This is a genomic window from Novosphingobium sp. Fuku2-ISO-50 (assembly GCF_001519055.1).
Taxonomy (GTDB): domain Bacteria; phylum Pseudomonadota; class Alphaproteobacteria; order Sphingomonadales; family Sphingomonadaceae; genus Novosphingobium.
In genome coordinates, this window is the sequence record NZ_KQ954304.1 from 1 (window position 1) to 22,795 (window position 22,795).

Annotated in this window: 27 protein-coding genes and 1 pseudogene; 17 read left to right on the plus strand and 11 right to left on the minus strand. The window is 59.7% G+C overall.

The annotated features are described in order from the left end of the window. Positions 1-13: 13 nt before the first annotated feature. Together AQZ50_RS21165 and AQZ50_RS21170 are read left to right on the plus strand one after the other, a co-directional pair. Positions 14-445 carry an IS5 family transposase gene (locus tag AQZ50_RS21165; RefSeq protein ID WP_067748554.1) on the plus strand — a complete coding sequence of 144 codons (432 nt, stop codon included), beginning with the start codon at positions 14-16 and terminating at the stop codon, positions 443-445. Beyond that, positions 412-795, plus strand: a pseudogene (locus AQZ50_RS21170) (IS5 family transposase); the annotation flags it as partial. The gene AQZ50_RS21165 and the pseudogene AQZ50_RS21170, both read left to right, overlap by 34 nt. A gap of 137 nt (positions 796-932) precedes the next feature. Here the strand turns inward: AQZ50_RS21170 and AQZ50_RS17975 are convergent. The 4 genes from AQZ50_RS17975 to AQZ50_RS17990 form a co-directional block, all read right to left on the minus strand. After that, positions 933-1,739 (minus strand): hypothetical protein, encoded by an 807-nt coding sequence (locus tag AQZ50_RS17975; RefSeq protein ID WP_231730395.1) that lies wholly within the window; start codon positions 1,737-1,739, stop codon positions 933-935. 319 nt (positions 1,740-2,058) lie between these two features. Next, the gene (locus AQZ50_RS17980; RefSeq protein ID WP_067748556.1) at positions 2,059-2,520 is read right to left on the minus strand and encodes a Ros/MucR family transcriptional regulator; all 462 of its coding nucleotides are present in this window, start codon (positions 2,518-2,520) and stop codon (positions 2,059-2,061) included. A gap of 71 nt (positions 2,521-2,591) precedes the next feature. After that, positions 2,592-2,843, minus strand: coding sequence for a hypothetical protein (locus AQZ50_RS17985; protein WP_067748430.1), 252 nt, complete (start codon positions 2,841-2,843; stop codon positions 2,592-2,594). After that, positions 2,840-4,183: a Y-family DNA polymerase gene (locus tag AQZ50_RS17990; protein ID WP_231730397.1), complete on the minus strand. Its 1,344-nt coding sequence runs from the start codon at positions 4,181-4,183 to the stop codon at positions 2,840-2,842. Before AQZ50_RS17990 ends, AQZ50_RS17985 begins: the two co-directional genes overlap by 4 nt. Positions 4,184-4,325: 142 nt before the next feature. Here AQZ50_RS17990 and AQZ50_RS17995 point away from each other — a divergent pair, with 142 nt between their 5' ends. The 5 genes from AQZ50_RS17995 to AQZ50_RS18015 all read left to right on the plus strand — a co-directional run bounded on the left by AQZ50_RS17995 (position 4,326) and on the right by AQZ50_RS18015 (position 6,976). After that, a complete protein-coding gene (locus AQZ50_RS17995) occupies positions 4,326-4,952 on the plus strand; it encodes an SOS response-associated peptidase (RefSeq protein ID WP_067748434.1) in 627 nt (208 codons plus the stop codon). A gap of 66 nt (positions 4,953-5,018) precedes the next feature. After that, a complete protein-coding gene (locus AQZ50_RS18000; RefSeq protein ID WP_231730398.1) occupies positions 5,019-5,408 on the plus strand; it encodes a hypothetical protein in 390 nt (129 codons plus the stop codon). Between the two features lie 22 nt (positions 5,409-5,430). Then, on the plus strand, positions 5,431-5,808 hold the full coding sequence (locus tag AQZ50_RS18005) for a DUF3768 domain-containing protein (protein ID WP_067748438.1): 378 nt from the start codon (positions 5,431-5,433) through the stop codon (positions 5,806-5,808). Continuing rightward, positions 5,808-6,095, plus strand: coding sequence for a hypothetical protein (locus AQZ50_RS18010; RefSeq protein ID WP_067748439.1), 288 nt, complete (start codon positions 5,808-5,810; stop codon positions 6,093-6,095). The genes AQZ50_RS18005 and AQZ50_RS18010 overlap by 1 nt, the downstream gene beginning before the upstream one ends. A gap of 26 nt (positions 6,096-6,121) precedes the next feature. Next, complete coding sequence (locus AQZ50_RS18015) at positions 6,122-6,976, plus strand: DUF7146 domain-containing protein (protein WP_067748441.1); 855 nt, start codon at positions 6,122-6,124, stop codon at positions 6,974-6,976. An 11-nt stretch (positions 6,977-6,987) separates the two neighbouring features. Here the strand turns inward: AQZ50_RS18015 and AQZ50_RS18020 are convergent, their stop codons facing one another. Continuing rightward, positions 6,988-7,617 carry a plasmid pRiA4b ORF-3 family protein gene (locus AQZ50_RS18020; RefSeq protein WP_231730399.1) on the minus strand — a complete coding sequence of 210 codons (630 nt, stop codon included), beginning with the start codon at positions 7,615-7,617 and terminating at the stop codon, positions 6,988-6,990. A gap of 31 nt (positions 7,618-7,648) precedes the next feature. Here AQZ50_RS18020 and AQZ50_RS20595 point away from each other — a divergent pair, with 31 nt between their 5' ends. From AQZ50_RS20595 to AQZ50_RS18035, 4 genes are all read left to right on the plus strand, one after another. Next, the gene (locus tag AQZ50_RS20595) at positions 7,649-8,521 is read left to right on the plus strand and encodes a GIY-YIG nuclease family protein (RefSeq protein ID WP_156427426.1); all 873 of its coding nucleotides are present in this window, start codon (positions 7,649-7,651) and stop codon (positions 8,519-8,521) included. A 76-nt stretch (positions 8,522-8,597) separates the two neighbouring features. After that, entirely contained in the window at positions 8,598-9,566 is a 969-nt protein-coding gene (locus AQZ50_RS18025; RefSeq protein ID WP_067748443.1) for a hypothetical protein, read from the plus strand. Positions 9,567-9,682: 116 nt separating this feature from the next. Next, entirely contained in the window at positions 9,683-10,063 is a 381-nt protein-coding gene (locus AQZ50_RS18030; RefSeq protein WP_067748445.1) for a DUF736 domain-containing protein, read from the plus strand. Between the two features lie 243 nt (positions 10,064-10,306). Then, a complete protein-coding gene (locus tag AQZ50_RS18035) occupies positions 10,307-10,756 on the plus strand; it encodes a DUF736 domain-containing protein (protein WP_067748447.1) in 450 nt (149 codons plus the stop codon). A 65-nt stretch (positions 10,757-10,821) separates the two neighbouring features. Here AQZ50_RS18035 and AQZ50_RS20205 read toward each other — a convergent pair whose 3' ends face one another. Continuing rightward, complete coding sequence (locus tag AQZ50_RS20205; protein ID WP_082703776.1) at positions 10,822-11,052, minus strand: helix-turn-helix domain-containing protein; 231 nt, start codon at positions 11,050-11,052, stop codon at positions 10,822-10,824. A gap of 238 nt (positions 11,053-11,290) precedes the next feature. After that, a complete protein-coding gene (locus AQZ50_RS20800; protein WP_197412547.1) occupies positions 11,291-11,641 on the minus strand; it encodes a hypothetical protein in 351 nt (116 codons plus the stop codon). 317 nt (positions 11,642-11,958) lie between these two features. Here AQZ50_RS20800 and AQZ50_RS18050 point away from each other — a divergent pair, with 317 nt between their 5' ends. Both AQZ50_RS18050 and AQZ50_RS18055 read left to right on the plus strand, forming a co-directional pair. After that, positions 11,959-12,288 carry a single-stranded DNA-binding protein gene (locus AQZ50_RS18050; RefSeq protein WP_067748453.1) on the plus strand — a complete coding sequence of 110 codons (330 nt, stop codon included), beginning with the start codon at positions 11,959-11,961 and terminating at the stop codon, positions 12,286-12,288. Between the two features lie 64 nt (positions 12,289-12,352). Next, a complete protein-coding gene (locus AQZ50_RS18055; protein ID WP_067748455.1) occupies positions 12,353-12,682 on the plus strand; it encodes a hypothetical protein in 330 nt (109 codons plus the stop codon). 46 nt (positions 12,683-12,728) lie between these two features. Here AQZ50_RS18055 and AQZ50_RS20600 read toward each other — a convergent pair whose 3' ends face one another. Further along, positions 12,729-13,187, minus strand: coding sequence for a hypothetical protein (locus AQZ50_RS20600; protein WP_156427427.1), 459 nt, complete (start codon positions 13,185-13,187; stop codon positions 12,729-12,731). A 524-nt stretch (positions 13,188-13,711) separates the two neighbouring features. On the opposite strand from AQZ50_RS20600, the gene AQZ50_RS18060 reads away from it, so the two are divergent. Further along, complete coding sequence (locus AQZ50_RS18060; protein WP_067748457.1) at positions 13,712-14,671, plus strand: DUF2493 domain-containing protein; 960 nt, start codon at positions 13,712-13,714, stop codon at positions 14,669-14,671. 162 nt (positions 14,672-14,833) lie between these two features. Here the strand turns inward: AQZ50_RS18060 and AQZ50_RS18065 are convergent, their stop codons facing one another. Genes AQZ50_RS18065 through AQZ50_RS18075 form a run of 3 tightly spaced genes read right to left on the minus strand, consistent with a single transcriptional unit; the run spans position 14,834 to position 18,390 of the window. Continuing rightward, positions 14,834-15,787, minus strand: a complete 954-nt coding sequence (locus AQZ50_RS18065) for a coiled-coil domain-containing protein (protein ID WP_067748459.1) — start codon at positions 15,785-15,787, stop codon at positions 14,834-14,836. Between the two features lie 3 nt (positions 15,788-15,790). Further along, complete coding sequence (locus tag AQZ50_RS20605) at positions 15,791-17,506, minus strand: phage tail family protein (RefSeq protein WP_156427428.1); 1,716 nt, start codon at positions 17,504-17,506, stop codon at positions 15,791-15,793. Positions 17,507-17,556: 50 nt separating this feature from the next. After that, positions 17,557-18,390 (minus strand): hypothetical protein, encoded by an 834-nt coding sequence (locus tag AQZ50_RS18075; RefSeq protein WP_067748463.1) that lies wholly within the window; start codon positions 18,388-18,390, stop codon positions 17,557-17,559. A 128-nt stretch (positions 18,391-18,518) separates the two neighbouring features. Here AQZ50_RS18075 and AQZ50_RS18080 point away from each other — a divergent pair, with 128 nt between their 5' ends. The 3 genes from AQZ50_RS18080 to AQZ50_RS18090 all read left to right on the plus strand — a co-directional run bounded on the left by AQZ50_RS18080 (position 18,519) and on the right by AQZ50_RS18090 (position 22,793). Next, complete coding sequence (locus tag AQZ50_RS18080; protein WP_067748465.1) at positions 18,519-19,514, plus strand: helix-turn-helix transcriptional regulator; 996 nt, start codon at positions 18,519-18,521, stop codon at positions 19,512-19,514. A 452-nt stretch (positions 19,515-19,966) separates the two neighbouring features. Next, entirely contained in the window at positions 19,967-20,257 is a 291-nt protein-coding gene (locus tag AQZ50_RS18085) for a ribbon-helix-helix protein, CopG family (RefSeq protein ID WP_067748467.1), read from the plus strand. Then, a complete protein-coding gene (locus tag AQZ50_RS18090) occupies positions 20,247-22,793 on the plus strand; it encodes a type IV secretion system DNA-binding domain-containing protein (RefSeq protein ID WP_067748469.1) in 2,547 nt (848 codons plus the stop codon). The genes AQZ50_RS18085 and AQZ50_RS18090 overlap by 11 nt, the downstream gene beginning before the upstream one ends. The last annotated feature ends 2 nt before the right edge of the window (positions 22,794-22,795 follow it).

Here is a 22,795-nt window from a genome sequence, read left to right on the forward strand (position 1 = left end):
GCGGGGAGCGGCAATGGCGCGTGGTGATCTGACCGACGAAGAATGGGGCGTTATCGAGGTTTTGTTGCCCTCCGAGCGAGGGCGCAAGTCCCGTCCGGCCCACGATAATCGGCGTTTTCTCAACGGCATGCTTCATGTGCTGCGCGTCGGCTGCCCGTGGCGCGACATGCACGAGCGCTACGGCAAGTGGAACTCGGTCTATGTCCGGTTCCGGCGCTGGGCCGAGCAAGGCGTCTGGGATGCGATCCTGGCAACCCTGGTCGAGTTCGGGCTGACCGACGACTGGCAGCACATGATCGACAGCACTACAGTTCGCGGCCATGTTTCGGCAACGGGCGCTAAAGGGGGACTCATAAGGAGGCTTTTGGTCGATCACGCGGCGGCTTTTCGTGCAAAGTCCACGCCCGATGCGACAATCAAGGACGCCCTCTCGGCTTCATCCTGACCGGTGGCGAAGCCTCGGATTATGGGGCTGTCGATGGCCTGATGGCGTTGCCAGTCAACAAACCCAAGGCCCTGCTGGCGGACAAGGGATACGACGGCGACACGGTGCGCTCGAACCTGCTGATGCGCGGTATTCTGCCAATCATTCCACCCAAGTCCAACCGCCGTGAGCCCATCGCCTGCGACTTCCGCCGCTATCGGGATCGCAACCGCATCGAGCGCATGTTCGGCCACATCAAGCACCAGCGCCGCATCGCTACACGCTACGATAAAACCGCACTGTCCTTTGCCAGCTTTCTCAATCTCGCGGCCATCCGCAGATGGCTACCCAACTTTGTCAACAGAACCTAGAAAGTCACACTTCCACCTCTTCAAGCCATTCCCGACGAGCGCGGAGATGACTGTTACTGCCGTAAGCAGCCATTTCCGCGCAGTCTAGCTGCTCAATTAAAAGAGCGTCGCCGCCACAGATCGATTAATTCTCCTCGTCACCTGTTCCGGCGTTCGTCGCGTTCGCGCTGGCGAAGGCGTTTAACATACGCCGCGTCGACCGGATCGTCAGGTCCGAGACCGAGCGCACAGGTCGTGAGTGAGGCAAGGCTGTTGTCGCTCAACTTAAAGTCGCGGGCAATGAACCCGTGATGCGCAATTCGGTTCTCCTCGATCGACGCAAACAGCGCCTTAAAGAAATCGGCACGGGAGCCCCGCGATCCTGTTGTCGCAGCCTTGGTCAACGGATTGGTTGCATCCGTCCCGGCAAAGTATGCGTCCTGCCCGAGCACCCGCACAATCTCAGCAAGGCTCGGCCAATATTTGAGGTCGTAGCGGCTGCTGAGCGGCTTCAATTCCTCTTGGAGGTAAGACTGATAAAAGCCGTTGTCACGCGATGCCGCATCGATCACGTCGACTATGTGGTAGTGGGTGCCGCTCGCAAAGCCCGAGCTGTTGTGAATCTCAGACCTCTCGTCGAGCAGCACTGCCAGCTTTTCGGCGAGGTCGGCGATCTCGCCGTTAACCTCTTTCAGGCGGTTACGGGCAACTCGCGCATCGGAGACCCGCTCCGGGTTCCAAAAGGCTGCAACGCTCAAGAGGACGCCGAGAAACGTTTTTATGCCATGTTGGTGCTGATAGAGTTTCTCGTAAATCTCGGTGTAGGCTTCTACCAACTCGATCCGCCGGTCTAGCAGCCGGTCGATGATAGCATTTTCGCTCCGCAGAATTTGGTGCTCGACGTTATAGATTTTGTTGTTGCGAAGGATGTCCTCGCAGACTTGGGTGGGGTCGGTGTCGGTCATTGTCGCCATTGTCGGATCCTGTTGGGGTTAAGATGGCGCAACCTAACAAGACTGGCCATTATCCGTCGGCACCTGAAAGCAGATTCTTTTGCCACCATTCAGGTACCTGATCTGGCTGACCAGTTCAGCCGTTCACCGCGGCTCTTGGCCTTCTGCCAAATTGCAGACCGCGCGCACATTCGATCGCGGCAGCGCCTGTGGCAAACCCACGAAGTTGGTCATGCGGTTAACTGTCTTGCGCCTTCGCGGCGAAGAACGACCACAAAGCTTCACGCTGAGGCATTTCTGTGAATCTAAATCCCTCCCCCCTTTAACGGCCCTAAGCATTGGTTGCCTGCTTCTTACGCCGCGTTGCTTTAGCCTTCGGAGTGGGGGCAGCTTCAACCACGACTTTCGGCTTGCGTCCGAGACCAATCTTCACCGCCAGTTCCTTGCGCTTCGCGGCGTAGTCAGGCGCGACCATGGGATAGTCGGCGGCCAAGTTCCAGCGCGTGCGGTACTCGGCAGGGCTCAGGCCATGGTCGGTTGAGAGGTGCCGCTTGAGCATCTTCATCTTCGCGCCGCATTCGAGGCAGGTGATGGCATCGGCCTTGACCGAGGATCGCACTGAGACGGCAGGCTCGCGCTTTTCTTCCACCGGAGCGGGCGCCTGACCAAGGCCAGCCAGCGAGGTATAGACCGACTGGATCAGCACGGGCAGTTGGTCAGCCGCGACGGCATTGTGGCTGACATGAGCGGAAACAATATCGGCGGCCAGCGTCAGCAGCGTTTCATCGGCCATGGAAATAATGTCCTCATCCATTCGGTGACGACACCTGCATAGCGCAATATTTCGCAGTCACGAGGGGGTAATCAGGCAATACCCCCAACAAAACCTTTCGTTCCCCCGCGCTGCGGCATGGCAAGGCGCATGGCGCCATTGCAGCCACGCTGCTTGCAGCGGGCGCGGGCCTGGACTTCCGAAAGCCATAGGTGCCCGAAATCCCCGAGCGTGAGCAAATGCGCCGGCGTCACGAAGCGCACCTTGCCGCAGGTGCGGCAGGTGAGTTCGAGCCGCGTTTCGGCATCGAGATCGCGCAACTGGATGGCATCGAGCCAGCTCACCAGTTGTCCTCCGCCTCTGGAATGCGCGTGTAGCTGATCTTCGATCCAACATTGCCACCGGCGGGCGGCGCCCAGGGACCGATGCTCACCACCGTCTGGCCGAAGCGGGAATTGAGGCCGTCCATGGTCCGGCTCAACGCCTCGCAGCGCTGCCTCTCCTTGTCGTCATCGGCGAACAGATCGGGCTGCCGCGCCGTGTCGAGCGTCAGTTCCCCCAATGTCACGCTCACGCGCATGATCTTGGTTGCCGGCGGGATCACCGCCGTCACCCGTTCCCACAGTTCGCCGAGCGCGGCGAGAATGGCCATGTCGTCCTGAACTTCGCCCAGAGGCGCGACATTGCCCCAGCCACGATCGAAGCCCTTGAGCCAGAGATAGAGCGCCGAGGCATAGAAATTGGACCGCCGCATCCGCCTTGCGGCCTTCACCAGCAGCAGGCGGGCGATGGTGCGCGCGTCATCCAGACCGCGATGATCGGGCGGCAGCACACGGGCATGGCCGAACATGTTCCGCTCTGTTTCCGGCGCCTCCACCGCATAGCCATGGAGCGCATACCAAAGCCGCTCGCCCGTCACATTGCGCCACAGCGCCCGCATCTGCTTGGGTTGCAGCGCGAGCAGGCCCGGCACGTCGCCGACGCGGGCCGCGGCAAGCCGCTTCACCATCGAGCGCCCGATACCGGGAATATCGTCCAGCTTCAGCCTTGCGAGTTGAGCGGGCACGTCTTCGGGATACCAGATCGTCAGACCATCGGGCTTCTTGGTGTCGCTGGCGATCTTTGCCAGGTGCCGGTTGGCGGCAAAGCCGATCGAGCAGGTCAATGTCGCGCCGATGTTGTAGCGGATGGTGTTCTTGATCCGCTGGGCAAGGTCGGTGGGCTCGCCCCGCTGGGTCTCGTCCAACCAGCACGAAACTTCGTCGATTGACTTCACTTGGTCGACCGGGATCACCGACCCGATCTCCGCGATCAGGGCATTGTGCGCCCTGCGATAGAGATCCGGTTTTTGCGGCACGAGAACGATGTCGCGGCAGATCCGGCGCGCTTCATCGACCATCATGATGTTCTTCACGCCGCGCGCCTTCGCCTCGCGCGAACACGCGATGATGCAGGTGCGCCCGCCGCCGGCATAGGGGATCACGCCAACTGGCCGCCCCCGCAGGCGCGGGTCGCGCAATTGCTCGACGGAAGCGAAGAATCCATCAAAATCAAGGTAAAGGTGTTCAATCGTCGTTGGTTTTCGCATGGGCTCCAGCCCGAATCGGGTGAGCCATAAATGAGAACATAATAGGAACTTGTAGGCAATAGGGCCATGCCTCGGTCGGCACAGACCATCGGGCATAAAATGACCCGCCCGAAGGCCGCCCATTGGGAAGCTTCGGGGCCAGCTGCCTGCCTATCGTCGGCGCATCTGCTGAAGCGAAAAACCGTATTCAGTCCTGCGGCGGTTGACAGACAACCTGCTGGGGGAGAGGCAAGGTTGCATGTGTAATCTTTATCGCCTGAACAAACCTGCTGCCGACATTGCCCACCTGTTTGGTGTCGAGGCCACCCAAGGCGCCAATTACAGCGAAGAAGTCTATCCCGGTTATCCTGGGCTGGTGATGGCCGGTCGCCGCCTGAAGGTTATGAACTGGGGCTTCCCGCTGGTCATGACTGGCCGCAATGGCCAGAAGCTGAAGCCCAAGCCGGTCACCAATGCTCGCGACGACAAGCTGAGCACCGCCTTCTGGCGGGCCAGCTTTGAAAGCCGCCGCTGCCTTATCCCGGTCTCGGCCTGGGCCGAGCCGGAAGGTGAGACCGGCCAGATGACCCGGACTTGGTATTCGCTCCCCGGAGGTGAGCCTTTCGCGGTGGCGGGCCTGTGGCGCGCCACCGAGGAATGGGGCGATACCTACACGATGGTCATGGTCGAAAGCTCGGCCCAGATGCGCGAGGTCCACGACCGGATGCCGGTGATCTTACGGCAGGATGATTGGAAAACCTGGATCGAAGGTTCTCCGCGTGAAGCCTTCGGGCTTTGCCGGACATGGGAAGACCAACTGGCGGTTGAGCAGACCACGACCCGGTGGGCGGGGCGCGGTTTGATGGGAATGTTGCCATTCGAATGACGCTATCGGCCGTCCGGCGCAGAATGATGTCTGGGCGCCAGCCAAAGAGTTGAGGTGGAAGGTGGCGTGGCGAGCAATTCCGCTCGCCCGAAAGTTTCCCCCTCGATGCTCACGGATAGCGAACGCTTCGCCTTCACACCCCGGCGCATTCATGGCTTTTCCAATACCGGCAACGCCTATGACGCTACCCAGACCGACGATCGGATCGCCAGCGGAGACACGCTGCTGATCCTGCCGGAAGGCGTCGTCGGCGTGGCCCATTGCTGGCCCTTTGCCGTCACCCAGGTGACGGGCAAACTCCATGGCGTCCAGCCCAAGGCCCACGAGGCGTTGGCGGATTTCGCCGCCGCCTTCACCATCAGTACCGACGACATCGCGGCCGCTATCGCGCTGGCCCAAGCGCTCGCCTTCGCCATCGATCCCGTACTGGCCGCGCTCACCACGCCTGCGGCCTGAACCCTACCACCGGAGAACCATCATGCTGACCACTGCCATACCGGCGGGCGCTGACGCGCGCCTGGAACGGATCGCCCGGCTCAATGACCGCACCCGCCTTGGCCTCGATCGGACGGCCCGCGTTGTCATCACCCGCAATTGCCTCGAACGACTGGCCGAGGCCGAGGGCGCGCCCGATGAGCCTATCGTCCTGCAAGCCCGCCTGATGGCGGCCTTTCGCCATTGCACTTTCTCCGAGGATAGCCCCGAGCGCGATTTCGCCGCCATCGAGTTCCTCGGCCGCAAGGTGTGGATGAAGATCGACTATTATGACGCGGCTATGGAATTCGGCTCGGAGGATCCCGCCGATGCCTCGGTCACCACGCGGGTGATGACCATTCTGCTGCCCGAGGATTACTGATGTGCGGGCAGCTTGTCGTCGACCGCGCCCACGAAAGGTTCGGCGCCGAGGTCACCATCGCCGACCTCGCGCGTCATTCCTTTCCCGACTTCAACTGCAACCTCGTCCACATCTACGAGGTATGGGAAAGGCTTGAGGAGGACTGGCGATTCGAGCTCGACCGCGACGCCAGCACGCTAGAATACGCCACTGGCGTGTCAGCGCGTTTCAAGGACGGTTCGACCCTGCACATCAGCGCCTGGGCAGATTGCTGCGACGGCTCCGGCTGCCGCCATTGCCGTGGCTGATCTCACCATCATCAGGACTGCTTGCCATGCGCTATCAACCCACGGCTGAGACGCTCGCCATTGTGGAGCGCCTCGGCGGGCGCTGGAATGGCCGCTACGCGCTGGTGCCATGCCCAGCCCATGAGGATCGCACGCCCAGCCTGTCGATACGGCAAGGGCGGCAATCGATCCTCGTCCACTGCTTTGCCGGTTGCGATGGGAGCGAGGTGATGCGGGCGATCCGCGAGATGCTCGGCCATCCGGTGCTCGGCCAGCGGGCTTTGCCCGTCCCGGCCAACGATAGGCCCGCGCCTTTCCAGCGCCTTTGGAATGAGGCTTCGCCCATCGTCGGCACTCTGGCGCAGCGCTACCTCCTCGACCTTCGCGGTATCACCTTTCTGCCGCCCGATGTGCGCTTCCATCCCGCTTGTCCCATGGGGCGCGGTCCTATGCCGCGTCGCCTTCCAGCTTTGCTGGTCGGCGTCTTCAAGGCCCGGCGCCTGATCGCGATCCAGCGCCTGTTCCTCGATCCTGCCACGGGCAGCCGAACCCATCGTATGATGCTCGGCAATTCGCGCGGCGGCACCTGGCCTGCCGCCTTCGCAGGCGGGGCCATGCGGATTGCGGAAGGGTTTGAAACGGCCTGCGCCTACCGGCAGGTCACGGGCCGGGAAGCGGGCACCTGCTTTGGTGTCCGAAACTTCGGCGGCTTCGCTCTTGGAGACGGTATTGAGCAGGCCATCCTGCTGCCCGACAATGACCGCGAAGGCATGCAGGCGGCGCAATCGAGCGTCTTGGCCCGGCAATCTGCCGCTTTGCCCTTTGCCATTGAGCGCTGTCCGGCAGGCTTCAACGACTGGGCGGAGATGACCCGGCCAGAGCGGTCACGGCCAGCGGCCTGACAACGAATGGCTCAGACCTGCCTTTGCCGATAATCACCACGGCAGGCACGGATCGCTTTGGAGATGGCCTTGTTGATGGCCTCAAGGTCGCAGCGTTCCGGATCAAACTTTTTGCCTGCCCAACGCCGCATCGCCTTGTGCTCTTCCTGTGCCGGGTCGAGCCAGGCCTCCAGGAAATCCGCGTAGCCGGGGTAGCCGCCGACGTCTTCTGGCGGCCCCGCGCGTTCGCCTGCGATGCAGCGCGGGTATTTGACCCCATCCTCGATTTCGGCGCGGCGCAGAACCAGCTTGTGCTGCCAGTCATCGCCAAAATCATATTGGTACGTGATGGTGAGCGACGGGTCAGCTTCATGTGGTAAGGTCAGATCCTTCAATTGGATCTCGGTAGCCTCAAGAACCCTCGGTCCATAGTCCGGATCCTCGATCGCCTCCGGCGCACCGATAGTCAGCCCGCCTACGTGGAACTGATGTAGGTGACTGTCGGTCCAACCGAACGACGCCTGCAGAACCTCGTGCAGTTGCGCGAAATTCAGATCACTCGGCAACTCCACGGTGCGCATGATCGTCGGCTCGATGCCAACGATGCTGGCTTCAAGGCGAATGATATAGGCATAGGGATCGTATGACTTGGGCATGTCCATACAATGCCCGCGACGAGGCGTTGTCGCAAGTATGACGCGTCCGGCCGAAGGCGTTGGAAACGCCCAGCGATCTGGCTTAGCTTGCGAGGCTATGAGTCGTGACCGCCCCTTATCTCTGCTGGACTGGCATCGAGGACCAAGGGCGCAATTCAACCTTGGTTGCGACCATGGCCTATATGCTCTGTTTCTTCGTCGTGGGGCAGAGCTGCACGGAATTACGCCGGGCGAGGACGGTCTGCTTTATATCGGCCTCGCAGCGAACAGTAAGGGGCTGAAAGGTCGCTGCCATTTCAACGCATCGACACGAAACCATTCGCCGCGAAAAAGCCTTGCTGTCTTGCTGAGGGAGGCCTTGGCGCTCGAACCTGTTCTGGTGGTAAAGCCCGCATCGCGAAACACCTGGAGTTTGGCGCCAGCCTCTGAGCGGCGGCTGACAGCCTGGATGCATGAAAACCTCGAATTCGCGATCTTCCCATGTGCAGACCCAGAACCTTTTGAGACGGAATTGATCGGGCGTTTCGCACCTCCGCTCAATCTCGCCAAATGTGCGCAATCCGTGGAACATCGGCGGATATCGGCGGCTCGTGCTGCTGTTCTTTCGCAGTTAGAGGGCGTGGACACGCCGGTGGTGATCGGGCGGTCAATTTCAAGTTCGCCGCTCAGCAAGCCGGGACTGTCTGAGCGGATCCAGCCGTCTGTTCGATCAATCCGCAACAACGCCCATCTCGACAATGCGGAGGCCATCGCCGCCCATTTCGGGCTGAACCCAAAGTCATACCGGCAGCGCCTTCGCCAAGACATTGCATGGTATCAAAAGCCCCAAGTCTGGACGTTTTCTCCGGGTAGCCCGCAATGGAAGGATATGATCGCTGTAGCCGAGAGGATGGCTGGGCGCGCGCTTTGAAGCAAACGTCGGCGATGGGTGGCGCAAAAGTCGAGAGGGAAATGGGCGGGTGAACCCGAAAGGAGGCCCAAGACCCATGTTTACCGTTCCCGCTCTGCCCGCGCCCAATGCTCTTGCCGATCCCGCCTTTCTGGCCAGCGCCGCTGGCGAAAGCTGGATCGGGGCGCTGGCGGAGAATTTCCCGCATACCCGTTACTGGCGCGACCGTTCCGACTGCTGGTCGCTCAAGAGCCTCAATGCGCTGGCCGCGAAGATCATCGATGCCCGCTATGAGGGGCACGAGATCGATGAGGTGATGGAGGCCGAGTTCCCGCCCGCCGAGTTCGGCCAGACCTGGTATCACGAAGTCGCGCCCCAGTTGTGCTCCAACCTTGCAGAGGCTGGGCTGGATGACGACGATGATGCCATCGACGCCATCCGCTACGCGTGGGAAGACCACGCAGCCGAGCGTGATGACAGCAGCGTGGCCGATCTCTTCGCCAGCTATGACCGCTGCGAATTGTTGTTCCGCTTTAGCGCCGAGCGCTGGCTAGACGATGCGCTGATCTTCTCGCACCGCCCATGGTCCGAGACGAGCGAGCTGGCCATCACCGCCAATCTGCAATTCGCGCTGAACAACCTCGGCTACACTATCGGCGAGTTCCGCAAGGCCAGCGGCAACCGCCATCCGGCTCACAGCGCCTTGCCGCGCAACGCAAGGCGGCGGCGTGCGCCAATCATCAGCCACGAGCAGCTTGCCGAAATCATCGACAATGCCTGCTCGACCTCGTTCCTCTTCTGCCTCTACGCGATCGTGCCGATCCCGGAGCTGATCGCGCTCGACCTCAGTCGACCCGTGACCTTCGAGAAATGCTGGGTGGCCACAATGGACCCGATCAACGGCACCTTCTTCGACGTGCCGGCTAATGGGCCGGTGACCGTGAAGCCGGAGGACGGGCGCTTCCTGTCCGGCGGACATCTGTGCTGGTCGCCGGAGAACATCTGCTGCCTGCACACGCCCTACTACCATGCCGAAGTGACGCAGGCCGCGCGTGAAAACTGCTGATCCGTGCGAGAAGGGAGCGGGTGGAAAGTGAGTGTCATGGGCGCAGGCGCCCAAAGACGTATCCCACCCTGCGGCCTCTGGAATGCAAGACGGGGCCTTTGCCAAAGGAAAACCCCATGAACATCGGCACCATTCGCGCCAACGACCGCGGTGCGCTGACCGGCAGCATCGCTACGCTGACCGTCGCCATGAGCTTCGCGCTGCGCGGCGCGGCCTCGAACCACCCCAATGCCCCCCGCTATGAGATCTGCACGCGCAGCCCCGCCGGGGCCGCCGTCCAGATCGGGGCGCTGTGGGAGCAGACCTCGAAGACCACCGGCGAATGCTTCCTGCAAGGCCGGATCGATGATCCATCGATGGCGCGGCCGCTGGCGATCAGCGCCTTCCGGCAGGATGATGGCAGCTACAACGTTGCGTGGCTGCGGCCCCAGCGCCGCTCCGGCTTTCGCGTGGCGTCCTCGGCCAACGACAATCCCACTTATCTGGACGCCGCCTGACGGCTTGCTGGCGATGCCTCGGGTGATGATCGCGCGGGGCATCATTTTCCTGCCTGCGGCGCCGTGGCGTTGTGCGGGGCGCGGGCGTTGCTCGGCTCCGGCAGCGGGGCTGCGGGGCGGCCACCGGGCGGGGAAGAGCTGAGGGGAATGAGAATGGGTGTCTGGGGCCAAGGGGCCAAAGACGCAAACCAACCTTCGGCACCCAGGACGCAAGAGGGTGTCGGGCCAGAGGAGAATACGGCCATGAATATCGGTGAACTGAAGCTCAACGGCGCTGGCGTTTACATGGGCAAGATCCAGACTGCCACGCTCGACCTCGTGGTGGGTCTGCGCCCGGTTAATTCGCGCAACGCCGCCGCCCCCAAGTATGATGTGATGGTCCGCGCCAAGAACGGCCAGTTCATCCCCGTCGGCGGCCTGTGGGAGAAGACCGCGAACAACGGCGGCGGCACTTTCCTTCAGGGCCAGATCGACGATCCCAGCTTCGAGGCCCCGCTCTCGATCGCGCTTTTTGCGCAGGCCGATGGCGCGCTCAATATCGCCTGGTCGCGCCCGCGCCGCCGGGCCGAGGCCGGTTTCGCCGATACGGCCGTGATGGGCGCGGCCAACGATGGCTTTGGTAACAGCGACGATGATCGCCGCGATGCCTCGCCATTCGGCGATCTCGAACCGGGCCTTGCCAAGGCGGCCTGACCCCAACCTCCAGAATGCTTGTCGCTATGGGCGGCCCGTCTTGCGACGGGTCGCCTTTTTTTCATTCAATGCTGGGCGGGATCTTCGAGGTCGGGGCGAACCAGATCTACGTGGCTGACGCCCAGCGCCAGCGAGAGCTCATAAAGCGTGATGACGGTCGGATTGCGCCGACCGCGTTCCAAGCTGCTGAGATACTGCTGGCTAAAGCCAGAACGCTCCTCGACCTGCTCCTGGGTCAGGCCTTGATCCCGCCGCAGGCGCGCGAAATTCCGGCCAACCAGTTTACGCATGTCCATGCGCAGCAGGATCGCGATTTACATACTTTGAGTTTATCAACTATAGTATGTAAATGATCTGGCATGACGTTTCCGATGACCCGCCTGAGGGCCAAACCGTCACAAACACGGCTTTTCTGCTGTTTGTCACGCTTGTCTGCTAATCTGCTCTCGTCAGAACTGTCCTGGCAAAGGCCTCTTTCCCATGTCCGAACCATCCAATCCGCTATCCCCCTCAGACTATCAGTCGATTGCCGCGTCACTGGGCGAGATCAAAGAACGGCTCATACAAGCCGGGGATCTCCTGGCAGCCACGCATATCGATCATGCGCTGCAATGCCTTGATCCCGAAAACCCGCTCCACCAGCAGGCCGCCGCACAGGCCTGAACGATCAGCACGCAGCCGACATGGCTGTTGTAGCGCGCCCGTTCCGCTTCGAATGGGCGCAGCATCACCGTTGACGATCAGCTTGTCGCCCCGTGGTGGTTCGAGGCGATCGCCTTCCGGGTTTAACACCGTGGGTGGAAAGCTGCGGGACGAAGCCAAGCCATGCTCCGGACCCTTTGTCTGGCGCCCATTGAGCATCACCGCGAGTGCAAGTGCGGGCAAGCGAACCCTTGGCAAGCGCCAAGCAAGGCACCTAATCTCAGAGCAGCCCGACAACCAAACTCAACCTTGGCCACACATCTCCGGACAATCTGACCGGCAAGCCATCCCGCCAGAGAAGGGATGAACACTACGCCCGCGCGGGGCCGTCGCAACCCCCATTTGTCGACCGAGTTACCGGCCTGAAGGCCGGCGCCCGCACCACTCGAAAAATGGAGGTTCCCCTGCGCTTCGCTCCGGTGCGGCGGCCCCTCAATCGCGGGCTGCGCTTCAGTTCATCCCGGCGGGAAAGGCTCGCCGGTAAGATCTGGAGACACACCATGAACAAGGTTTTCCTGTCCGGCCGCATTACCTCCGACATCAACCGCTTCGGCACCGACAGCAAGGGTGGCGTCAGCTTCACCCTCGTCACCAGCAGGCCGGTCATCAAGGACGGCCAGGTCGTCAAGGGCGACGATGGCTACGCCGAAACCTACGACCAGTTCCACACCATCAAGGCCTTCAACGGCCTCGGCAAGTCGATCGCCAACCACAAGAAGAAGGGCGACAAGCTGATCGTCACCGGCGAGATCCGCTACACCAAGAACGAGAAGGACGGGCGGACATACTACAACACCGAGATCGTCGCCGACGAGATCGAGTTCATCTGACCCAGACGGGCGGCCCCACGGGCCGCCCCCAAAAATCGGACAAGCACCTTTCGGGAGCAAGCCCATGTTTCACACCTCGGCCTTCGATGAATTCGCCTGCGTCCCCTGCGGCATCACCGTCACCAACCCGGCCATGGTCGCCCGCATCCGCGCCCAAGCCGCTACGATTAGCGATTACGAGATCGCCGCCCATCTGGGCAACGCCATCGCCTCTTCGACCGACGCCGCCCACGCCCTTTCCTGGGAACAGAGCCAGCTTGGCGAAGCCAGCGCCGAAACGCTGGTCGATGCCGAATATTTCGAGGAACTGGTCGCCACCTGGAGCCTGATCGCCAGCGAGCGCGGCATCGATAGCCTCGATGGCCTGCTCATCGACGTGGTGGCGGTGCATTGATGTGGCCGCCGTAGGGCCAGCACCTATCGGTGCTGGCCCTACGTTTTCATCTATCTTGGGACGAGCCAAGCCAATTTCGTAGCCGATTGGCTAAATTGGGCTTGGGGAGTTTCTTGCGAAATGAAGCTAGCCACTCTTTCGCATAAGCTTCCTGCATATCAACCTTGGCAGGTATAATGTCGGGGCCTGAATCGAATATCCCCACCAGTTCCACTGCGGGACTTCCGATTTCGATCTTATAGGCTTTAAGGCCTTGCCCCATATCCCGAGCCATACCTGACGGCCAAATTTTTAGGCTGGCTCCATAACAAAACGGGATCAGGCCTAAAGGCTCAAGCCCACGCCTCCGAATCGTCCGTAGAGCTTCGAAGTAGTCTGGCTCCTCGGCGAAATACGTTTCATCACGAACTTTGCAGGCGAGGCGGCAATTGCGACCGGACTCTGATTGCTCAAATGAGACCATCTCATCATCTTCGCCACCAATGACGTACACTTTGTGTTCCATGCCCCCTCCATCTCTATAGAGCCTAAACTTAATCACCGTCGAATGCCAACTGAACCATGTCAGATATGGGCGCCTGCCCGCCAAGGCGGTCACCGCGCTCTATTCCGCCCGCTGGCGGGCTCCACCGAGCCCCATGCGGGTCTCGGCCCTTCGGGTTACGATCGACTGGCGCAGGGCGCTTGGGGCACCGTAGCGTACCCCTGAAACCAACAATCTCTCTCTCGTAGTCCTATTATGGCAAGCTGGCCGGGCGCTTGTGCAAGGATGCGCGGCGCCCCCAATTTTGCGGCGGGCCAGCCCCCCACAAAATCGGCTCCCCCACGCCCCGCTGGCGCGGCGTCAACCGGGGTCCGTCCGCGCTTGGTCGTCGCATCGCTGTTGCCAAAAACCGGTTCCCACTTTTTGGCGCGATGCTCCTGCGCAGCCAGCTTCCCGGTCAACGTCCCTGACAAGCTGGTCCAGCTCGCCCTCTTTGCCTCCCGTCATCACGAGGATGACGAACAAGAAGCCTTCTGGAGGTCACCATGACGCAAGCATTCGCCAGTTTTGAAGCCCTCTCTGCCTTCTACCGCGAGCAGATCGAAGTCCCCGGCTTTGATACCGCCTTCACCGAGCAAGGCAGTATGGCGCAGCTCTCAGTCCACGACGAACCCGAAGCCACCGACATGCCTGATCCGCAGGCCGCGCGCGGCGCGATGGAAATGGTCATCGGCACCGTCTTCGATCTCTTCCGGGGCACCCGCATGGAGGAATTTGGGCGGGACATCGTCTGGGGCATTGTCAACAGCTTCCACGTCACCTCGCAGCGCATCGAGAAGCGGGAAGACGAAGCCACCAAGAAGCTCGGCGATATGGCCCGCGCCTTTGACCCTTCGGAAATCTACGCCGTCGAACTGGAAGAGACCCAGCGCATCGCCCAGACGCTGATGGACTGCCGCGAAGCGATGGAAGCGATGCGCGACTACGCTGGCGAGATCTACCGCGTCGAAACTGGCCGCCCGTTTTCGACCGTGAAAGGCACCCGCGTTTCCTCCGGCCTGACCGCCAGCCAGATCGACGCCCGCGACTTCCTCGCCGCTCGCGCTGCCAAGCGTCGCGAAGACCACGCGCCCACCGGCCCGGTGGTCATCTTCTCCGGCGGAACCGACTGGCACGACCATGAACTGCTCTGGCAGGCCCTCGACGAAACCCACGCCCGCGTGCCCCACATGATCCTTGCCACCACAGCCCAGCACAAGGGCTGCGACCAGATCGCCCACGCCTGGGCCGCCGCGCGCGGCGTCAAGACCGTCCGCTTCACCCTCAACCGGGCACTTGGCAAGCGCGCAGGCTTCGTTCGCAACGAGCAACTGATGAACCTCAAGCCGGTCCACGCCATCATCTGCGAAGGCTCGGGACTCCAGTCCAACCTCTTGAGCCGCGTGCGTGAGGCGAACCTGCCCCACCACGCCTTCGCCCAGCGCCATCAGCGCATCGCTGCCTGACGTTTCGGAGGGCGCCGCTCACGCGGCGTCCTCCTTCTCTTTTTCCGATGGCAGGAGGCACGCGGACGTAGGGGTGGGCAAGCCCACCCCATGCCGCGCGCCTGATCGGGTGTGGTCGGATGCCTTGGGCTGGCCACAAATCGTTACAAGATCGCAGGAGAGCTATCCAAACAGTCGATGCGTCGCGATTAGAGTTCCCAGCGCCACGATAAGGCCAGAAGCGCCGATGCCTACACTCCACCAAACACGCTGCATCGTAAGGCGGAAACGCGCGTCGGTTTTCTGCTCGGCAGCCAACTCCAGAGCACGATTTTCATCGACCTTCTCTTGCAATTTGACTTGCTCGTGGTTGACTCGAATAAGCTGGTCGTCGAGCGCGGTGATTGCGCTGCCCTGTTCGTTCAGCCGCGTTTCAACAGCGTGGTTTTGTGCCTCGGTCGCTTCGATGTGCTTGGAAAAACGCAATTCATGCCCATCATAGCGCCTGTTGAAATTGGTTTCGGCGGCGTTCAGTGCCACTTGCTGTTCGATCAGCGCTGCAGAGACCGTGTCACCAACGGATAACTTCAACGCAATGTCCTCTTGCCTCAATTCCTGTACACACGCCTCAAAGTGCTCGTACATATCGCTCTTTGTCGCTTTAACTTCGTTGGCGATAGCGATAAGTTTCCTCGCCTCTCCTTCAGTTAGCCCTTTCAACTCAAAAAATTCTCGCACAAGCTTTTCCAGGTCGTCGCCTTGTTTTTTCAAATCAACCTGTTGGCTATTGAGCATTTCAGTCTGTTGTTGCAACTTTGCGTTTTGCTCTGCCAACCGTTCCTGCTGAAGGCCAATTACATGCTGTTGCTGCTCTAGCTGCTGCGATTGCACCAAATTGATCGCCATAAGCTTCGCGAGGCTTTCGGCAAATTCGGCCTGCAATAATTGCGCGTCTAACTGCGCTTCATCCATCTCGCCCTTATACCACCAGCGCCCCAGCCAGTTCCGCTGCTCATGCTCGTCACGGGCACGCCTCAAATCGCCTAGCCGGGAAAGCCTCTCCCTGAATTCTTCATATATCTGTTCGCGATCGATCTGATTGAGAACATTCGCGGGAAGTCTAGTGATATTGTTCACGGTTCACTCTTCAAGTTTGTAGTCAGAAATAAGCCGGGAGAGGTCGCTGCCGTTTTGCTCCCAGCTTTCCAAACCTTTGCGCATTACCGAAATCGTAGTTGAACGGACTGCGATGGCAGCATTGGTGGCGGCGATAGTCGTTTGCAAATGCTCTTCCGAGATGGACAAATCCCGAGCCATCGCCTCGTAACGGATGATGACGCCCTGGTAGCGGCTTGAGTTTGCATACTGCTGCTCCATGAAGGCGCTCATCTGGCGCACGACCTTCGTTTGGGCATCTAGCATCCCAATCTGCGTGTTGAGCATTTCTGTGCCGGGATCAGCCAGCCAGTCAAATAGTCGGTCAACCGCATATACTGTGAGCGCCGTCATAATCCCGGTTACAATGGCGGTAATGGCTGGAGTCACCATTCCCGCGATTGGCGCAAGCAGAGGAATCGCTGTAACAAGGCCCTTTATCGCTTCCTCGAACAAAAGTCCGAGGCTGGCAGTAATAATGCCTGTGACGAGCTTTGTGACCTCACGCGCGACATCCACTCCCGATAAGTGGGTTGGCGGTGCCCACAGTAGTTTCAGCGCCCGCCAGAGCGAAGCCATGCTTTCACGAATGATAGTAACGATTTTTGCGGAGGTTGTGACTACGTTGTTGATGAGGAAGGTCAACAGATTGCTGACTACCCCCTGCAGGCCGCCGGAAATTAACGCGTCGAACGCGTCATGCATTTTGTCGGTGACTCGCTGTACCGTGCGCTCAAGCGCCTCAATAATCTGATCGACAAAATTCTCACAAGGCGCAGGGGTAAGCACAATTTCCCTGACTTCGAGGTAACTGCTGTTAACAAACTCGTGCAGCAATAGGCCCATCGCTTGGCGCAGGGCGTTGCGCCCCGCTTCCTTGCTTCCTTCTAGGGCAAGCTCGCCGCCATGGTATTTCAATCGATCCCAATCTGTTGGTAAAAGTCTTTCAGTTGCAGTTTCAGCCTTATTAATTTTTGGATTAATTCGCCTTTGATCATAACCATTTTCCCTCGAAAGCGCATCTTTTGGGTCATTGTCAGACTTAATGCTATTAGCGCTATTTGTCGTATATTGAAGATTGTCTTTTTCCGAGCTAATAGCACTTCTGCCTGATTTATCTCTCATCCAACCTCCTTTTTTATGGAGATCGTGCAGCGGAATGACATGGTCTAGGGAATAATTCTTCTGAGGTTTCCCATTTTTGTCGAATATGGGGTTTCCATCTCTATCGCGCTGCTGGAGAGGTTCTGCTTTTCCGGTATAGGCATCCACAAAGGTTCCAGAACTGATGTCCGCCCCTTTCCCCAATGGGATACCCGCTTCTTTCTTTTTTTCGGTTTTGGCCTTGGAATATGAATAGTCTTTCCGATTGTATTTCTCGGATTTTTTGGCGAATATACTCTTATTCGCGTTGTGTTGAGTTGTGACGTTACCGCCATCCTTGTCCTTAAACATGGCGGGTGTGAGACCGAAAGGCCCGATGATTTGCGCGAGCGTTTGAGTGCGACAGCTTTCCATCAGTTCGTTGATGCGTTGGTCTCGTAGCTCTTGACGGCTCAACGAAGCTGGCTTGGACGCGTGCGTAGCCAAAGGCGTTTCCGGTGCAGCAAGAACATGCAAACGAGGTGCCAATTGCGCTTCTGCACCCTCTGCTAGTTCGCCCCCCGTAACGATACCGTCATCCTGTTGAGAATCTGCCATAGATTGTATCGTCCTAGCCCGTTCAAATCAGATGTATGCCGCGATGATCGTCATTGACCAAGCACAGTTTCTACCTCTTGTTGTCGCTCAAACAATTGTGAGGTTAGGTACGCTCGCAGGGCTGCATCATCCTCAAACGCGCGACCGGCAGCAGCGAGGTCACTTTGCGCTCGCCGGGCAAATCCCTGTAAAAGCTTCGCCATTTCCTCGACGATCGCCGCCTTCTCGGAGCGCTTAGCTCCACGCAAACGACGCTCCGTGCTTTCAACCAGCGCTGCTAGGTGGTTACGGATCAGAGTTGCCGTTTCGATCATCGCGCTATCGGGAAGGCCATCGCTTAGTTCCACGGCAGCAAGCAACGCTCCGCAAGTCGCCCGCGCATCCAGCAGGTCATCGCGCCGCTCTGGCGCCAGCTTGATCGCCTTGCTCCACGCATTCGCGATGCCTTCACACCCAGGGGGATAGTCCGCCGGTTCAGATGTCTCCTTCGCATGGCCCATTGGTTGCGTCTCTTGAAGGAGCATATTCTGCTGATTACGGCGGGCCTGCCATTGCCAGCCTCTCACCGCAACGATCATGAAAAAGGCGAGAAACGCGACAAGAACGGGCATGGTCGAATCGGCGGAAGTGGTCCCGCCGCCCAGGTTGAGGTTCATGCCGATCTGAAGGGCCAGACCGATCACGAATCCGCCAAGCACCGCCGGGCCGAACACAAAAATCAAGGCACGGATGATCGTTTTTATCAGGCCCAGAACACCTTGCACCACGTTGCCGACCACCCGCACCGCCCATGTCAGCAGCAGAAACCGCAGGGCGAATGACAGGACCATGGCGGCTAGGCCAAGGAAGCCGACCCCGAACACCAGTTCGACAAGATATTTCATATGGCGTCCATCAATGTGCTGTATCTCCGGACGATGAAGCATGTTGATGCGTCAGATTCGGTCATAGGTGGCGTTGTGTCGCCAATCCGACTTTCCGCTGGGCTCATTACCACCTAGCCAATGCGCCAATGACCAACCGTATGGAAAACCTTGATCGCACCCTTCGCCTGGTGCGCGCTTTGACCGAGAGCATTGAAGGCCTCACGCTCGACGAAATGGCCGCCGAAATCGGCGTGACACGGCGCACCGTAGAGCGCACACGCGACATCATCATGAGGCACTTCGACCTTGAAGATGCGACGGATGGGCGAACCAAACGTTTCCGCATCAAGGACAGCCCAGGTCGCGCTTACAACCGGCACAACGCGCGGGAAGTGGCGGCATTGCAGACGGTGGTGGATGCTGGTCAGCGCGAAGGTACGCCGCAAGCAGAAGGCCTGCGAAGCCTTCTTTCCAAGATCAAGGCTGCGCTAGATAGCGGCGAGCGGCAAAGGCTGGACAATGATCTTGACCTGTTGACCCGCCTGCAACGGTCTCGCGTCGCTGCCGGGCCTGCTGTCATTGCTTCGCCAGAGGATCTTACCACCGTACAGGGCGCGATCCTTAGCGGTCGATGCGTTGAATTTGAATATCGACCGGATGGCACAGCTAGCGCATCGTGGCGGCGGATCGTGCCCTATGGGCTGATCCATGGGCCGATAACCTACGTGCTTGGCAAACGCCCGGATCGGGACGATCTGCCCTTTTTGTTTCGCCTCGACCGGATGGAGGAAGTGCGTCAGAGCGAAGTCTTGGGCTGTCCTCCAGACGGCTGGGATCTGGACGCATGGCTGGCCGACAGTTTCGGTATTTGGCGTGAGGACGGCCACGACATCGTGCTTCGCGTGATGGCCAGTGCGGTCGAGCGAGCCAGGGCGTGGCGCTTTCACCCCAATCAGCAATTCGCGCAAGATGGCGATGAGCTTTTGGTGCGGTTCCACTCTGGCGGCCTTCTGGAGTTGGCCAATCACCTGTTCTCATGGGCTGGGGATTTGGTAATCGAGCAACCTCGCGCCCTGCGTGAAATCATGGCCCACCGCCTCGTTCAAGCGCAATCCTTGATTAACGGGGTCAGCAGCGAATGATGGCTATTTGCTCCCCAAAACGGAACGGGAGCCGAACTTTGGGCACATTGCCGTGTTTCGGTAACGCCCCCTATCGGGGTCAGTTCTCCCTCCAAGTTCCCATTTCCAACGGTCTTTTTTCCGGGTCATCCAACCTCATAATGAAGCCGCCGAAGTTCCTATTCGACAGCACACCCTACGCGGCAGAGCCGAAGTGGTCAGGCATCTTGAATTCCCATTATAGGATTATCTTTCAGCAACTTATCGAGGGTGCACGATAGTGCCGCCGAAAATTGCCTGGTGCACCATCGTGTATGGCACATGCACGATGGTGCCTTTTGCTCTAATCCATTGAAATAATTACTCTAAAGGTTTCGGGCTGGGTATCGGGCTGGTGTCTTGCGACCGCCGCTGGAGTGGGGTAAAAAGAACCTGCGATAGCCGAGCCAGGCTGCTGTCCGTGAGGAAGCAGCATGACGAACTTTATACACCTTGGGGTCACGCTCAGCCGTCCCCAAGTCGAACGGATCCAAACCCTTGCGACCAAGCAGGGCGTGAGCCGTGCGGTTATCATCCGCAACTTGGTCGACACCTCCTTGCCCTTTGCCGAGCACGGTCATGGCATCGACTATATCCGGCTGCTCTCGATTTTCGAATATTCTATTCTGGCGCTCGACACGCTGGTGAAGAAGCTATCGCCTGAGCAAGCCGACCATATCATCGATCTCGCGACCAGCAGGGTGAGGCAGCACCATGGCGCGTAAAGACGACATCCGCTTCGACCACCGCCCGATCATTGTCGAGCACGAGTCAGCGCGCGGGGAGGTGGTCCGCAATGTCGGCGCCTTCACCCGAGGCTCCCAACTCATTCGTCTGCGTTACATGATGTTCATGGAGGGCGCGCGCTGGCCCATTGTTTCAGCCTTACTGGGATTTGTGGCCATTCTCGTCACTCTGCTCGCGCTGATGATGCGGGAACACGAGGTGCAACTGGTCGAGATGCACCTGTTTTCCAGACTCTGGGCACTGGTCGACCTTGATCCCTCGCGCATGGTCAATCTGACGCTACCCGACGAAACGCTCATCCCTCTTCAAATTGGCGATGTGCCTGATTATCCCGACGTCGCCGTGGCTTGGACCAAGTTCGTCCGGTGCATAATCGTGTCCTTTGTGAGCGCCGTGATCTTTTCCGGGCCGTTGACATTGTGGTTTGTATCCCTGTCGAGAAAAATCGGAGTCGATATTCTCAAGCAGCGCCATGAGCGCGGTGCCACACGCGTTTCGCGGGCCCTCCTTTTTCAGGAGATTACCGCGCATAATCACGATCGTTTGAATGCAGAGGTTACCAGGCGGTTTGCGCCCGCGGAGCGATCCCTGGTTTTGCAAAAATGGAATGCCCGCTTCGCGGAAATGGCGCGTTTGGCCGCCCAATTGAGGAACGGCGAACCCGGCATCATCCAGGCCATGCCCAAGCCTGATACCGTGCCTGCAGATCAGGAAGCCCTTCCTGCCCTTCGCGATAGTGCCTCGCTTCACGTCCCTTACACGATCGCCGACATCCCCTATCCCTGGCGTCTTGAGCAATCGCATACGATGCTGATTGGGAGCACGGGCGCGGGCAAAACCACCCAGCTCAGAAACATCGTTTCCGAGGCGCGGGCACGGGGACAGCGCTGCGTCATTTTCGATCTGACCGGTGCCTTCGTCGAGGCTTTTTACAATCCCGAGACGGATTACATTCTCAACCCCATGGACGAGCGCTGCCCGCCCTGGACGATCTTCAATGACTGCCTGAATTACGCTGATTATTTGACAGCGGCCTGCGCGTTAATCCCAAGCGAGGGCAGCAATGGCGAGCCATTCTGGGCGATGGCGGCGCGCACCCTCTTTGTCGAAATGTGCATGAAGCTCCTTGATTCAGGCGAGACTAGCAATGGCGCGATCGCCCATCACCTGATGCATGCCGACCTCAAGGAGATCCATGAGAAACTGCGTGATACGATCGCCAATCCGCTGACGGCGGCTGAAGCCGCGCGGATGGCAGAATCCATTCGCGCCGTGTTCAACACGAATGCTCAGGCTCTGCGTTTCCTGCCCGATCCCCGGCGCGGCGGTCAGCCACCGTTTTCGATCTACAACTGGATGCGCAACGGGAAATCGGGTTCGATCCTGTTCGTCACTTCAACCCGCAACGATCTGGCTCTGACCCGGCCATTGCTCACGCTCTGGATGGACATGGCGGTGAACGCGATCATGAGCATGCCGCGCACCATGGATCTTCGGACCTGGTATCTGTTCGACGAAGTCCACGCTCTGCACCGTCTTCCTGCCATTGAGCACGGCTTGCAGGCTGCCCGCAATTTCGGGGGAGCTTTCATGCTGGGCATGCATAGCATCGACAAGCTCGCCGAAACCTATGGCAAGGAAGGTGCGGTCAATCTGACGTCCTTGGCTCGGACCAAGCTCATTCTAGCCACACCGGACATGAATACCGCGCAGACCTGTTCGGACTTTATCGGCCTGTCGGAGATCCGCGAAACCGACGAGGCCTACTCCATTGGCGCGAGCCGGTCCCGCGATGCGGCCACCATCACGCCGCGCACCGAGGTCAAGCCTTGCGTTTTCCCGACCGACTTGATGGATCTGCCAGTGCTGCAAGGTTATGTGAAGTTTCCCGAGGGCTTTCCGGCAGCTCGGGTTGAGCTGACCTATGTCGATTATCCGATTATTGCGCCCGGCTTCTTGCGCAAAACAAAGATGTCGGCTGCGCCCTATGTGCCGCAGGACAACGCGGATGGCGCTGCAACAGGCGAGGCCGGTCGAGAAGCGACGCCCCCACGTACCGGGCAGATTGAGTTGCCATTGGAGGATCTGCGCGGTGCCAGCGATGGCGAAAAGGGGCATGGACCTGCGCCTGTGGTTGGCCAAACCGAGGTTTCGCCCGATTCACCGCAAGGCGAGACCCGTGATAGTGCCGTGCCTGCTGTTCGGCAGGATGATGACACGCCTCAGGCGCCTGACGGTGATAATATTCTGAGATCTGCCCTCCGCTCAGGGGATGATATCGCTAGCACACACCGAGCCAGCCTTGCCAAGCCAGACTCCGAGATGCGCCCGGAAGGTCGCCTGGCATCCGGCCAAACACCGGGGCAGCGCCCCGAGCAGCAGATCATCATCGAGGAGCGAACCGGGCAAGCTGCTGGCGACCCAGTTGAAAAAGAGCACCGGCATCGCGACGCTTCTCATGATGTATCCCACCCGCCCACTGGCCTTGATAAAGATATGGACATGGGGATGTAGGC

Coding starts and splice junctions, on each gene's coding strand:
- AQZ50_RS21165 (WP_067748554.1), top strand. CDS start 14: ATGGCGCGTGGTGATCTGACCGACGAAGAATGGGGCGTTATCGAGGTT.
- AQZ50_RS17975 (WP_231730395.1), bottom strand. CDS start 1,739: ATGACCGACACCGACCCCACCCAAGTCTGCGAGGACATCCTTCGCAAC.
- AQZ50_RS17980 (WP_067748556.1), bottom strand. CDS start 2,520: ATGGCCGATGAAACGCTGCTGACGCTGGCCGCCGATATTGTTTCCGCT.
- AQZ50_RS17990 (WP_231730397.1), bottom strand. CDS start 4,183: ATGCCCGATGGTCTGTGCCGACCGAGGCATGGCCCTATTGCCTACAAG.
- AQZ50_RS17995 (WP_067748434.1), top strand. CDS start 4,326: ATGTGTAATCTTTATCGCCTGAACAAACCTGCTGCCGACATTGCCCAC.
- AQZ50_RS18005 (WP_067748438.1), top strand. CDS start 5,431: ATGCTGACCACTGCCATACCGGCGGGCGCTGACGCGCGCCTGGAACGG.
- AQZ50_RS18010 (WP_067748439.1), top strand. CDS start 5,808: ATGTGCGGGCAGCTTGTCGTCGACCGCGCCCACGAAAGGTTCGGCGCC.
- AQZ50_RS18015 (WP_067748441.1), top strand. CDS start 6,122: ATGCGCTATCAACCCACGGCTGAGACGCTCGCCATTGTGGAGCGCCTC.
- AQZ50_RS18020 (WP_231730399.1), bottom strand. CDS start 7,617: ATGGACATGCCCAAGTCATACGATCCCTATGCCTATATCATTCGCCTT.
- AQZ50_RS20595 (WP_156427426.1), top strand. CDS start 7,649: ATGACGCGTCCGGCCGAAGGCGTTGGAAACGCCCAGCGATCTGGCTTA.
- AQZ50_RS18025 (WP_067748443.1), top strand. CDS start 8,598: ATGTTTACCGTTCCCGCTCTGCCCGCGCCCAATGCTCTTGCCGATCCC.
- AQZ50_RS18030 (WP_067748445.1), top strand. CDS start 9,683: ATGAACATCGGCACCATTCGCGCCAACGACCGCGGTGCGCTGACCGGC.
- AQZ50_RS18035 (WP_067748447.1), top strand. CDS start 10,307: ATGAATATCGGTGAACTGAAGCTCAACGGCGCTGGCGTTTACATGGGC.
- AQZ50_RS20205 (WP_082703776.1), bottom strand. CDS start 11,052: ATGGACATGCGTAAACTGGTTGGCCGGAATTTCGCGCGCCTGCGGCGG.
- AQZ50_RS18050 (WP_067748453.1), top strand. CDS start 11,959: ATGAACAAGGTTTTCCTGTCCGGCCGCATTACCTCCGACATCAACCGC.
- AQZ50_RS18055 (WP_067748455.1), top strand. CDS start 12,353: ATGTTTCACACCTCGGCCTTCGATGAATTCGCCTGCGTCCCCTGCGGC.
- AQZ50_RS20600 (WP_156427427.1), bottom strand. CDS start 13,187: ATGGAACACAAAGTGTACGTCATTGGTGGCGAAGATGATGAGATGGTC.
- AQZ50_RS18060 (WP_067748457.1), top strand. CDS start 13,712: ATGACGCAAGCATTCGCCAGTTTTGAAGCCCTCTCTGCCTTCTACCGC.
- AQZ50_RS20605 (WP_156427428.1), bottom strand. CDS start 17,506: ATGGCAGATTCTCAACAGGATGACGGTATCGTTACGGGGGGCGAACTA.
- AQZ50_RS18075 (WP_067748463.1), bottom strand. CDS start 18,390: ATGAAATATCTTGTCGAACTGGTGTTCGGGGTCGGCTTCCTTGGCCTA.
- AQZ50_RS18080 (WP_067748465.1), top strand. CDS start 18,519: ATGACCAACCGTATGGAAAACCTTGATCGCACCCTTCGCCTGGTGCGC.
- AQZ50_RS18085 (WP_067748467.1), top strand. CDS start 19,967: ATGACGAACTTTATACACCTTGGGGTCACGCTCAGCCGTCCCCAAGTC.
- AQZ50_RS18090 (WP_067748469.1), top strand. CDS start 20,247: ATGGCGCGTAAAGACGACATCCGCTTCGACCACCGCCCGATCATTGTC.